Raw genomic sequence first — 13640 nt, 5'->3', positions numbered from 1 at the left:
CGTCGCCTCTCCTCTCGCCGGCCGCGACTCCCCGGAGCTCGAAGGCCTCATCGGCTTCTTCGTCCGCACCCTCCCCCTCCGCTCCCGCCTCTCTCCTTCCGACTCCTTCCTCGCACTGCTCTCCCAGGTGCGTGACACCACCCTCGACGCCTTCGCTCACCAGTCGCTCCCCTTCGAGCGCATCGTCGACTCCCTCCACCTCCAGCGGGACCTCAGCCGCCCTCCCCTCGTCCAGGTCCTCTTCGCTCTCCAGAACGCGCCCGTCCCACCCGCCGCACTGCCCGGGCTCGCCCTGCGGCCGCTCGACGCGGCCGAGGGCTCGGTGACGCGCTTCGAGCTGGAGCTGAGCATGGCGCGCACCTCCGCGGGCTATGTCGGCCAGCTCACCTTCAACACCGACCTGTTCGAGCACTCCACGGCCCTGCGACTGGCGGAACACTTCCGCACGCTGACGCAGGCCCTCGTGAGTCAGCCCGAGGCACCGCTGGCTTCGGCCTCCATGCTGCCGGAAGCGGAGCGGCGGAAGGTGCTGGTGGAGTGGAACGCCACCGCCACCGAGTACCCGCGCGGCCTCACCGTGCCCGAGGTGTTCACGCAGGTGGTGGCCCGGTACGCGGACAAGGTCGCCGTGGAGTGCGGGGACGCGACGCTCACCTACCGGCAGTTGGATGAGCGTGCGAATCAGCTCGCGCATCATCTGCGCGGCCTGGGCGTGTCCACCGACTCGCCCGTGGCGATTGCGCTGGAGCGCTCGCTGGAGCTGATTGTCTCCCTCGTCGCCATCCTCAAGGCCGGTGGCGCCTACGTCCCGCTGGACCCGTCGTACCCGCGCGAGCGCCTCGCGGCCATGGTGGAGGACGCACGTCCTCGCGTGCTCCTCACCTCGCGTGAGCTGCTGGCCAGGCTGCCCACGAAGCGGCTCGTCACGCTGGTGCTGGAGGACCTGCCGGCACGAGGCACGCCTCCGCATGCGCCGCCCTGCACGGCCCTGCCCGAGAGCCTCGCGTACATCGACTTCACCTCCGGCTCCACCGGTCGGCCCAAGGGCGTCGGCACTCCGCAGTCCGCCGTGCTGCGCACCGTCTTCGGCAACGACTACGCGCACCTCGGTCCGGACGAGACGTTCCTCCTCATCGCCCCCATCTCCTTCGACGCGTCCACGCTGGAGCTGTGGGGCTCGCTGCTCCATGGCGCGAAGCTCGTCGTCTTCCCGCCGCATCCGCCCTCCGACGTGAAGGAACTGGAGGCCATCCTCACGAAGCACGGCGTGACGACGCTTCACCTCACCGCCGGCCTCTTCACCCAGGTGGTGGACCAGAACCTCGCCGCGTTGAAGCACGTGAAGCAGCTCCTCACGGGTGGCGATGTGGTGAGCGCGCCGCACGTGCGCCGCGCGCTCGAAGCGCTGCGCATTCCCGTCACCGCCTGCTACGGCCCCACCGAGACGACGCTCTTCGCCTCCTGCCATCGGATGGCGGACGTGGCCCACGTGGGCACCTCCGTCCCCATCGGCCGTCCCATCGGCAATACGCAGGCGTATGTGCTGGATGCCTCCGGCCGGCCCGTGCCCTCCGGCATCACCGGCGAGCTGTTCATCGGCGGTGACGGCGTGGCGCGCGGCTACGTGGAGCAGCCCGCCCTCACCGCCGGGCGCTTCGTCCCCGACGCCTTCTCCGGTGTCCCCGGCGCGCGCCTGTACCGCACGGGAGACCTCGCGCGCTGGAGCCATGACGGCGTGCTGGAGTTCCTCGGCCGCGCCGATGCCCAGGTGAAGGTGCGCGGCTACCGCATCGAGCTCGCCGAAGTCGAAGCCGCGCTGCTGGCACACGGCGACGTGCGCGAGGCCGTCGCCCTGGCGAGGGAGGATGCCCCGGGCGACAAGCGACTGGTGGGCTACGTCGTCGCGCCCGAGTCGCTGGACACCGCGGACCTGCGCGACTTCCTCCTCCAGCGCCTGCCCGAGTACATGGTGCCCACCTCGCTGGTGGTGCTCGACGCGCTGCCGCTCACGGCCCAGGGCAAGGTGGACCGGAGGGCCCTGCCCGCGCCCGGCTCGGCGCGCTCCGGGCGCGATGATTCGTACGTCGCCCCGCGCACCCCGACGGAGCAGTCGCTCGCGGAGCTCATGGCCGCCCTGCTGCAGGTGCCGCGCGTGGGGCTGCACGACAGCTTCTTCGCCCTGGGCGGACACTCGCTGCTGGCGACGCGGCTCGTCTCCCGGCTCCGTACCACCTTCGCGGTGGAGCTCCCCCTGCGCGCGCTCTTCGAGCACCCCACCGTGGAGGCCCTGGCCCGGCGCATCGAAGAGGAACGGGCCACCTCCGGGCGGGGTGACGCGCCCGCCCTCGTCCCGGTGCCGCGCGAAGGGCCGCTGCCGGTGTCCTTCGCGCAACAGCGCCTGTGGTTCATCGACCAGCTCGAGCCCGGCCTCGCCACGTACAACATGCCCGCCGCCCTGCGCCTGGAGGGGCCGCTGGACGACGCCGCGCTCCAGCGCGCCCTGTCCGAGCTGGTCCACCGGCACGAGGCGCTGCGCACCGTCTTCACCCAGGAGGCGGGCCAACCCCTCCAGGTCATCCGCCCCCACGCCGAGCTGCCGCTCGCCACGGTGGACCTGAGCGGCCTGACACCGGAAGCCGCGCACGAAGCGCTGCGACAGCAGCTCCGTCTGGAGCTCCAGCGCCCGTTCGACCTCGCCACCGGCCCGCTCATCCGCGTGGGGCTGTGGAAGCTGGGCCCTACCGAGCACGTGCTCGCGCTCGACATGCACCACATCGTCTCCGACGGTTGGTCCATGGGCGTGCTGGTGCGCGAAGTCGCGGCGCTCTACGACGCCTTCTCGCAGGGCCGCCCGTCTTCGCTGCCGCCGCTGCCGCTGCAGTACGCGGACCATGCCGTCTGGCAGCGCCAGTGGCTCCAGGGCCCGGTGCTGGACTCGCAGCTGTCCTGGTGGAGCGAGCAGCTCGCCGGCGTCTCCAAGCTGGAGCTGCCCACGGACCGGCCGTACCCGCCCATGCAGACGTTCCACGGGGCGCAGGTGACCTTCCAGCTCTCGCGTCCCGTCTCGGAGGCGCTCCAGGCGCTGTGCCAGCGGGAGGGACTCACGCCGTTCATGGCGCTGCTCGCGGCCTGGCAGGTGCTCATGTCGCACGTCTGCGGGCAGCAGGACATCGCCGTGGGCACGCCCATCGCCGGCCGACGGCATGCCGACCTGGAAGGCCTCATCGGCTTCTTCCTCAACACGCTGGTGTTCCGCGCGCGGGTGGACGGGCGCGACTCGTTCCTGGCCCTGCTGAGGCAGGTGCGGGAGACGGCGCTGGGGGCCTACGCGCACCAGGACGTGCCCTTCGAGCGGCTGGTGGAGGCGCTGCGGCCACCGCGAGACTTGCGCCGCACGCCGCTGTTCCAGGTCATCTTCGCCATGCAGAACGCGCACATGCCGCCGCCTCGGGGCGGAGCACTCGCATTGCAGCCGATGGAGCTGGACACGCCCGCCGTGCGCTTCGAGCTGGAGATGAGCCTCCGGGAGTCGGAGGCGGACTACCAGGGCGCGCTCAGCTACAACACCGACCTGTTCGACGCGGGCACGGCGGCGCGCCTCGTGGAGCAGTACCGCACGCTGGTGGAGGCCCTGCTCGCACGGCCCGAGGCGCCCCTGGCCCTCACCACCAGCGAAGTCCTCCCCCCGCCGCCTGCGTCCAGGAACAAGGCAGAGGCCACGGTGCCACCCGCGCCGTCCCCCGCCGAGCCGGGCCACGTCGCACCCCGCACGCCGCTGGAGGCGCGGCTCGCGGACGCCTTCGCCAGCGTGCTCCAGGCCCCTCAGGTGGGCGTCACCGACGACTTCTTCGCGCTGGGCGGCCACTCGCTGCTCGCGGTGCGGCTGGTGGCGCGCGTGCGCGAGAGCACCGGCCATTCCATTCCGGTGTCGGCCCTCTTCCAGTCCGCCACCGTGGAGCGGCTGGCGCAGTGGCTGGAGGAGCGGAACGAAGCCACGCGCGCCACTCCCAACCTGACACGGCTGGACCCGGGCGGGACTTCCGGGCGCCCGCTCTTCCTCGTCCATGGCGGCGGCGGACAGGTGCTGGGCTATGCGCCGCTGGTCCGCCACCTGGGCGCGGAGCGGCCCGTGTACGGGTTGCACGCCCCGGGCATGGAGGACGGTGAGCTGCCTCCCGCGTCCGTCGAGTCCCTCGCGGGCCTCTACCTGTCACAGGTTCGCACCGTGCAGCCGACTGGCCCCTACCTGCTGGGAGGCTGGTCCTTCGGCGGACTCGTGGCCTACGAGATGGCGCGCCAGCTCCAGGCCGCCGGAGAACAGGTGGACCTGCTCGCGCTGCTCGACACGCCCGCCCCCGTGCCCCAGCCCCCGCCGGATGCGCGCGCCGAGCTGGCCGCCTTCGGCACCGTGCTCGGGCTTCCGTGGCGGGAGCTCGCCCTGGACGAGGACCGGCTCCTGGACCTGGAGGGTCGCCCCCAGTGGGCCTACGTGGTGGAGCTGCTCGAACGCGCGCGGCCCGGCGCCCCGGCCATGGAGCCCGGCTCGCTGGAGCGGCTCTTCGCGGTGTTCCGCCAGCTCGTCGAGGCCCGCCGCACCTACCAGCCGGCCCCCTACTCCGGCCCCGCGCTCCTCTTGCGAGCCGCCACGTCCTTCCAGGGCGCGCCTCGCGAGGAGGACCTGGGCTGGGGGCCGTGGCTCACCGGCCACCTCACGGTGGTGGAGACGCCGGGCGACCACCACTCGATGCTGGATGTCGCTCACGCGCCACAGGTGGCGGAGTGGCTCATTCGACACCTCGGGGGTCTGGAAGCTGTATCGCTGTAGCCGCGGATGCGCGCACGTCATCTGGCCGATGGACGGGAACGACAACGTTCCCGGCTCGCGCTCGACTTCTTGATCCGGAGTACCGCATGGCGCTCACCCCTGAGCAGAAGCGCGCACGGCTCGCCGAGCTGCTGCGTGACAAGGCCCGTCAGTCCCGCCGGGCTCCCGTTTCCTTCTCGCAGGAGCGCATGTGGCTCCAGGAGCGGCTGGAGCCGGGAAGCGCCGCCCTCAACATCCCCACCGCCGTGCGCCTGTCCGGCGCGCTGGACGTGGACGCCCTTCGCGGCGCCCTCCAGGAGCTGGTGCACCGCCACGAGGCGCTGCGCACCACCTTCGTCGAGCAGGACGGCCGGGTGCTTCAGCAGCTCGCCGACTCACGCGACGTCTCCCTGCCCGTGGTGGCTGTCCCCGGCGGAGAAGAGGAGGCCTGGCGCCGGCTGCACGAGGACGCGAAGCAGCCCTTCGACCTGGAGAGCGGCCCACTGCTGCGAGCCGTGCTGTACCGCTGGGCCGAGCGGGAGCAGTTGCTGCTGCTCAACCTGCACCACATCGTCTCCGACGGCTGGACGATGGGCGTGCTGGTGCGGGAGCTGGGCGTGCTCTACCCGGCGCTCGCCACGGGACAGCCCGCGTCCCTCCCGCCGCTGCCGTTGCAGTACGCGGACTTCGCCGTGTGGCAGCGCGACTGGCTCCGGGGGGAGACGCTGGACACGCAGCTCGGCTACTGGCGCCAGCGGCTGGACCCGAGCGCCGTGCTGGAGCTGCCCACGGACAGGCTCCGTGCGCCCGACGCCAGCACCCGGGGCGTGCGCCACACGGTGATGCTGTCGCCACAGCTGCTCCAGTCCCTCCAGGCGCTGGCCCGCCGCGAGGGCCGCACCCTCTTCACGCTGCTGCTGGCCGCGTGGCAGGTGCTGTTGTCGCGCTACAGCGGCCAGGACGACGTGGTGGTGGGTGCGCCCGTCGCCGGACGCAATCGCGCGGAGCTGGAGGGGCTGGTCGGCCTGTTCGTCAACACGCTGGCGCTGCGCACGGACCTCTCCGGCGACCCGTCCTTCCTGGAGCTGCTGGGCCGCGTGCATGAGACGGTGCTGGGGGCCTTCGCCCACCAGGACCTGCCCTTCGAGAAGGTGGTGGAGGCGCTGCGGCCGGAGCGGCGGCTCGGCGTGTCGCCGCTGTTCCAGGTGATGTTCGCCTTGCAGAACGCGCCCCTGCCTCCGATGGAGGTGCCCGGACTGCGGATGGAGGCGCAGCCGGTGGACAGCGGCGCCGCCCAGGTGGACCTCTCGCTGCTGGCCACGGAGCTGCCCCAGGGCCTGCGCGTCGCCGTCGTGTACCGCACGGACCTGTTCGATGCCGCGACGGTGACGCGGCTGCTGGGACACTTCCAGACGTTGCTGGAGGGCCTCGCCGCGCACCCGGAGCGGCGCCTGTCCGAGCTGCCGTTGATGGACGCGGCCGAGCTGCGGCGTGTGTTGTTGGAGTGGAACGGGGAGCCCGTGCCCGTCCCGGGCGGCGCCTGCATCCACGACCTGTTCGAGGCCCAGGCCCGGAGCACTCCCGATGCCACGGCGCTCTTCCACGGTGATGCGACGCTCGCCTACGGCGAGCTGGATGCGCGCGCCAACCAGCTCGCGCATCACCTGCGCATGGTGGGCGTGGGGCCCGACACCCTCGTCGCGCTCCACCTGGAGCGCTCGGTGGACCTCATCGTCGCCATGCTCGGCGTGCTCAAGGCCGGCGGCGCCTTCCTTCCGTTGGACCCCAGCTACCCCGCCGAGCGTCTCGGCTTCATGCTGGGCGACGCGTCGGTCCCACTCGTCATCACCGTGCGGTCCCTGGCGGACGTGCTGCCTTCACGAAGCGAACGTCGCGTGCTGCTCGACGAGGACGCCGCACAGCTCGCACGGCAGCCCCGGACGCCGCCCGCGTCGGAAGTCCTCGCGGACCACCTCGCCTACGTCATCTACACGTCCGGCAGCACCGGGCGTCCCAAGGGCGTCGCGGTGACACACCGGGGCGTGCCCAACCTGGCGCAGGCCCAGGCTCGCGCCATGGGTATCCAGGCCGGCACGCGGGTGCTCCAGTTCGCGTCGGCTGGCTTCGACGCCGCGGTCTCCGAGGTCTTCGTCACCCTGCTCTCTGGCGGCACGCTCTACTTGCCGTCCAGCGAGGAGCGGATGCCCGGCCCCGCGCTGGCGGCGATGCTGCGCACCCGTCAAATCAACGTCGCCACGCTGCCGCCCACCGCGCTCTCCGTCATGGAGCCCGAGGGCCTGGAGAACCTGCGCACGGTCATCTCCGCGGGTGAGGCCTGCTCCGCCGAGCTGGTGGCGAAGTGGGCCCCGGGGCGCCGCTTCATCAATGCCTACGGCCCCACCGAGGCCACCGTCTGCGCCTCCATGGCCATCTGCGCGCCCGACGGGCAGAAGCCCTCCATCGGAGGACCGCTGGCCAACGTACGCTTCTACGTGCTGGACGCGCACCTGCGCCCGGTGCCCACCGGCGTGCCCGGAGAGCTGTTCATCGGTGGCGTGGGCCTGGCGCGCGGCTATCTGCACCGCCCGGAGCTGACCGCCGAGCGCTTCATCCCCGACGCCTTCAGCGGCGTGCCCGGAGAGCGGCTGTACCGCACGGGGGACCTCGTGCGCTGGAAGCCGGACGGCATGCTGGACTCCCTGGGCCGCACCGACTTCCAGGTGAAGCTGCGCGGCTTCCGCATCGAGCTGGGTGAAATCGAGTCCGCCCTGCGCGCCCACCCGGGCGTGGGCGACGCGGTGGCCGTGGTGCGTGAAGACGGCAGCGCGGGCCCCAGGCTCATCGCCTACGTCGTCACCTCGGAGGACGCGCTGGACATCCGCGCCCTGCGGGAGTCCCTCTCCTTGCGGCTTCCCGAGTTCATGGTGCCGTCGGCCTTCGTCGTGCTGAAGGCCCTGCCGCTGACGCCCAACGGCAAGGTGGACCGCAAGGCCCTGCCCGCTCCAGATGCGTCACAGACGTTGGCCTCCGCGTACCTCGCGCCGCGCACGCCTACCGAGACGCTGCTGGCGGACCTCTGGGCTCAGCTGCTGGGCGTTCCCCGAGTCGGTGCCAACGACAACTTCTTCGAGCTGGGCGGCCACTCCCTGCTCGCGACTCGAGTCATCGCCCGGCTCCGTGCCCTCTTCGGCGTCGAGCTGTCCCTGCGCGAGCTGTTCTCCGCGCCCACCCTCGCGAGGCTCGCCGAACAGGTGCAGAAGCAGCGTCTCGCCGCGCTCCAGGGACGGGTGAAGCCGCTGCTCTTCGCGAGGGCTCACACGGACGAGCTGCCCCTCTCCTTCGCCCAGCAGCGCCTGTGGCTCATCGACCAGCTTCAGCCCGGCAGCTCCGCCTACAACATGCCCGCCTTCGTGCGCATGGAGGGGCAGCTCGACCCGGAGGCCCTGCGCCGCGCCTTCCACGAAGTGGTGCATCGCCATGAGGCGCTGCGCACCACCTTCCTCCAACGGGAGGGCCAGCCCTTCCAGCGCATCGCCTCCCATGCCGAGGTGCCGCTGGAGGTAGTGGAGCTCGACAGCGAGGAATTGGAGCGCCAGCTCCAGGAGGACGCGCTCCGCCCCTTCGACCTCGCCACCGGCCCGCTGCTGCGCGTGCGGTTGTTGAAGCTGGGCCCCACCGAGCACGTGCTCGCCCTCAACATGCACCACATCGTCTCCGACGGTTGGTCCATGGGCGTGCTCGTGCGCGAGGTGGCCGCGCTCTACTCCGGCGCCTCGCTTCCGCCGCTCCCCGTGCAGTACGCCGACTACTCCGCCTGGCAGCGCGACTGGCTCCAGGGCGAGGCGCTCGACGCTCAGCTCGGCTGGTGGAAGCAGCAGCTCTTCGATGCGCCGACACTCCTGGAACTGCCCACCGACAGACCCCGGCCGCCCGTCCCGTCCCACCGGGGCGCCTGGCTGCCCGTGCGACTGCCTCGGAACCTGTCCGAGTCCCTCAAGGCCCTCTCCAAGCGCCACGGCCTGACCCCCTTCATGACGCTGCTGGCTGGCTTCCAGTCCCTGCTGGCCCGCTACTCCGGACAAGAGGACATCGTCGTCGGCGCCCCCATCGCCGGCCGCACCCACGCCCAGACGGAGGGCCTCATCGGCTTCTTCGTCAACAGCCTCGCCTTGCGAGCCCGGGTCGACTCGCGAGCTTCGTTCCTCGCGCTGATGGAGCAGGTGCGTCACACCACCCTCGGTGCCTACGAGCACCAGGATGTTCCGTTCGAGAAACTCGTCGAGGAGCTCCGGCCGCAGCGCAGCCTGAGCCACGCGCCCCTGTTCCAGGTGAGCTTCACCCTCCAGAACACGCCCATGGGCCCGCTGGAGCTGCCGGGGCTGAAGCTGCGCCCGCTGGCCCTGGCGTCACTGCCAGCGAAGTTCGACCTGGAGCTCACGCTGGAGGAGACGCCCGAGGGCTTCCACGGCGGTCTCCACCATGCGGCCGACCTGTTCGACGCGAGCACCGTCGCGCGGATGGCCACGCACCTGCAATCGCTGCTCGCCGCCGCGTGCGAGGATGCGACGCGACCGCTGGCCTCCCTGACGTTGATGTCCGCGGAGGAGGAGCGCCAGGTGCTGGTGGAGTGGAACGCCACCGCCCGTGACTTCCCCCGCGACACCTGCGCTCATCTCCTGTTCGAGGCCCAGGCACGGCGCACGCCGGAGGCCACAGCCCTGCGTTTCGGCGAGGAAGCACTCACCTACCGGGAGCTGGACGCGCGCGCCAACCAGCTCGCTCACCATCTGCGCTCACGGGGCATCGGTCCCGACACCCTCGTCGCGCTCCATCTGGAGCGCTCCATCGAGCTGGTGGTCGCCATCTTCGGCGTCCTCAAGGCCGGCGGTGCCTTCCTCCCGCTGGACCCCAGCTATCCCGCGGAGCGCCTCGGCTACATGCTCGCGGACGCGTCCGTCCCTCTCGTCATCACCGTGCAGGGACTGGCCAACTCGCTTCCTTTGGGCGAAGCGCGGCGTGTGTTGCTCGACGTGGATGCGCAGTTGCTCGCGAAGCAGCCCCAGACGCCTCCCTCGTCCACGGTGACGGCAGAGAACCTCGCCTACACCCTCTACACCTCCGGCAGCACCGGCCGCCCCAAGGGCGTCATGGTGATGCACCGTGGCCTCGTCCACTACCTCCACTGGGCGCTTCGCGAGTACCGCGTCTCTCAGGGGCAGAGCGCCCCGGTCCACACCTCCGTTGCCTTCGACGCCACCCTCACCAGCCTCCTCACTCCCCTACTGGCTGGCGGGGAAGTGCACCTGCTGCCTTCCACGGGTGAGCTGGAGGCCCTCGCCAACTCTCTGCGGCAGCACCGCCATGGCCTCGTCAAGCTCACCCCCGCCCACCTCCAGGTGCTGCTGGACCTGATGCTGCCGGAGGAGTTGGCCCGGCTGGAGGGCGCCTTCGTCGTCGGCGGCGAAGCCCTGCCTCCCGCAACCGTGGAACGCTGGCAGCGCCTCGCGCCTCGCGTCCGCCTCGTCAACGAGTACGGCCCCACCGAGACTGTCGTCGGCTGCTCCATCTACGACTTGAATGAGGGCGGCGTCGTCAACGGCATCGTCCCCATCGGCCGGCCCATCGCCAACACCGCGCTGTACGTCCTCGACGCTCAGCTCCAGCCGGTGCCCGTCGGCGTCATTGGCGAGCTGTTCATCGGTGGCCAGGGCGTGGCTCGCGGCTACCTGCGCCGCCCGGAGCTCACCGCCGAGCGCTTCATCCCTGACGCCTTCAGCACCACGCCCGGCGCCCGCATGTACCGCACGGGAGACCGGGCGCGTTTCCTGGCAGACGGCAACCTCGACTTCCTCGGCCGCCGTGACGGGCAGGTGAAGCTGCGCGGCTTCCGCATCGAGCTGGGTGAAATCGAAGCCGCGTTGCGCGCCCACCCGAACGTTGCCGACGCGGTGGCCGTGGTGCGTGAAGACGGCGCCGCGGGCCCCAGGCTCGTCGCCTATGTCGTGCCCTCGGCGGAAGCCGTGGACGTCCGCGCGCTGCGTGAGTCCCTCTCCCAGCGGCTGCCCGAGTTCATGGTGCCGTCGGCCTTCGCCGTGCTCCAGGCCCTGCCACTGACACCCAACGGCAAGGTGGACCGCAAGGCCCTGCCTGCTCCCGACTCAGCTCAGCCAGCGGCTTCCGGGTACCTCGCGCCACGCACCCCCACCGAGACGCTGCTGGCCGACCTCTGGGCTCAACTTCTCGGCGTTCCCCGTGTCGGTGCCAACGACAACTTCTTCGAGCTCGGCGGACACTCCCTGCTCGCCACCCAGGTCGTCTCCCGCCTCCGCTCCGCGCTGCAGGTGGAGCTGCCCCTCCGTACACTCTTCGAGGCTCCCACAGTCGCCGGTCTTTCCGTGCGCATCGACGCCTCGCGGGACTCCACACGGCGGAACATGCCCGCCATTGTTCCCCAGCCACGCACGGGTCCGCCGCTGTTGTCCTTTGCCCAGCAGCGGCTGTGGTTCATCGACCAGTTGGAGCCCGGCTCCGCCACCTACAACATCCCCGCCGCCCTCCATCTGGAAGGCGCGCTGGACTCGAAGGCCTTGGAGCGCGCGCTGGCCGAAGTGGTGCGACGTCACGAGGCCCTGCGCACCACCTTCGCCTCTCGCGACGGCCAGCCCGTTCAGCGCATCCACGCCAGCGGCGGCTTCGCCCTGGTGCGGGTGGACCTGACGCATCTGTCTCCACCACAACGGGAGGAAGAGTCCCAGCGGCTGGCGCGTGAAGAAGCCCTCCGCCCCTTCAATCTCGCCACCGGCCCGCTGCTGCGCGGCACGCTGCTGCACCTGGACGCTGAAGCACACGTGCTGCTGCTCGACATGCACCACATCGTCTCCGACGGTTGGTCCATGGGGGTGTTGGTGCGTGAAGTCGCGGCGCTCTACTCCGGCGCCTCGCTACCGCCGCTGCCCGTGCAGTACGCCGACTACTCCACCTGGCAGCGGGACTGGCTCCAGGGCGAGGTGCTGGACGCGCAGCTCGGCTACTGGAAGCAGCAGCTCGCCGGCGCGCCGCACGTGCTGGAGCTGCCCACCGATAGGCCTCGCCCGTCCGTCCCGTCCCACCGTGGCGCGCACCTGCCCGTGTGGCTGCCTCGGGACCTCTCCGAGTCCCTCAAGGCCCTCTCCAAGCGCCAGGGCCTGACGCCCTTCATGACGCTGCTGGCCGCATTCCAGGTCCTGCTGGCTCGCTACTCCGGTCAGGAAGACATCGTCGTCGGCTCCCCCATCGCCGGCCGCACCTACTCGCAGACCGAGGGCCTCATCGGCTTCTTCGTCAACACCCTCGTCCTGCGCACGCACGTGGAGCCCCGCACCACCTCGCAGGAGCTTTTCGCTCGCGTGCGTGCCACCACCCTCAGCGCGTACGAGCACCAGGACGTCCCGTTCGAGAAGCTCGTCGAGGAGCTACGGCCCCAGCGCAGCCTGAGTCACTCGCCCCTGTTCCAGGTGGGCTTCACCCTCCAGAACACGCCCATGGGCCCACTGGAGCTGCCGGGGGTGAAGCTGCGCCCGCTGGCCCCGGCGTCACTGCCCGCCCGGTTTGACCTGAACCTCTCGCTGGAAGAGACGCCCGAGGGCTTCCGTGGTGGTTTCCACTACGCCGCCGACTTGTTCGACACTGGCACCGTCGCGAGGATGGCCGCGCACCTGCAAACGCTGCTGGAGGGCATCGCCACACATCCGGAGCGGCGCCTGTCCGAGCTCCCGCTGATGGACGCGGCCGAGCGACAGCGCGTGCTGGTGGAGTGGAACGCCACCGCACGTGACTTCCCCCGCGGCACCTGCGCCCATCTCCTCTTCGAAGCCCAGGTCCAGCGAGCTCCTGACGCCACGGCTCTGCGCTTCGCCAACGCCTCCCTCACCTATCGGGAGCTGGACGCTCGCGCCAATCAACTGGCTTGGCATCTGCGCTCGCTGGGCATTGGCCCGGACAGCCTCGTCGCGCTCCACCTGGAGCGTTCCATCGAGCTGGTGGTCGCCATCTTCGGTGTCCTCAAGGCCGGCGGTGCCTTCCTCCCACTGGACCCCAGCTACCCCGCCGAGCGCCTTGGCTACATGCTCTCCGACTCGGCCGCGTTGGTCGTTGTCACGACGGAGCACCTGTCGGCGGTGCTGCCGTCTCGGGGAGAACGGCGCGTGCTGCTCGACGCGGATGCGCCGCTGCTCGCGAGGCAGCCCGAGACGCTTCCCACGTCCACGGTGACGGCAGAGAACCTCGCCTACGTCCTCTACACCTCCGGCAGCACCGGCCGCCCCAAGGGCGTCATGGTGATGCACCGTGGCCTCGTCAACTACCTCCACTGGGCCCTGCGCGAGTACCGCGTCTCTCAAGGGCAGAGCGCCCCGGTCCATACCTCCGTCGCCTTCGACGCCACCCTCACCAGCCTCCTCACTCCCCTGCTCGCTGGTGGCGAAGTGCACCTGCTTCCTTCCACGGGTGAGCTGGAGGCCCTCGCGGACTCGCTGCGGCAGCACCGCCATGGCCTCGTCAAGCTCACTCCCGCGCACCTCCAGGTGCTGCTGGACCTGATGCTGCCGGAGGAGTTGGCCCGACTGGAGGGCGCCTTCGTCGTCGGCGGCGAAGCCCTGCCTCCGGCAACCGTGGAACGCTGGCAGCGCCTCGCGCCTCGCGTCCGCCTCGTCAACGAGTACGGCCCCACGGAGACTGTCGTCGGCTGCTCCATCTACGACTTGAATGAGGGCGGCGTCGTCAACGGCATCGTCCCCATCGGCCGGCCCATCGCCAACACCGCGCTGTACGTCCTCGACGCTCAGCTCCAGCCGGTGCC

The 13640-nt window shown here is 71.0% G+C and carries 2 protein-coding genes; both read left to right on the top strand.

What is annotated here, in order from left to right; translation table 11 throughout:
- A partial coding sequence (locus G4D86_RS31800) for a non-ribosomal peptide synthetase (RefSeq protein ID WP_163997846.1) occupies nt 1–4825 on the top strand: 4825 nt, incomplete at its 5' end.
- An 86-nt stretch (nt 4826–4911) separates the two neighbouring features.
- Nucleotides 4912–13640: non-ribosomal peptide synthetase (locus G4D86_RS31795; protein WP_163997845.1), on the top strand; the 8729-nt coding region annotated here is incomplete at its 3' end.

Origin of the sequence: Pyxidicoccus caerfyrddinensis (genome assembly GCF_010894405.1) — a bacterium.
GTDB lineage: Bacteria > Myxococcota > Myxococcia > Myxococcales > Myxococcaceae > Myxococcus > Myxococcus caerfyrddinensis.
Note: the sequence above shows the minus strand (reverse complement) of the source record. Positions and strands in the feature narration are given on the sequence as shown.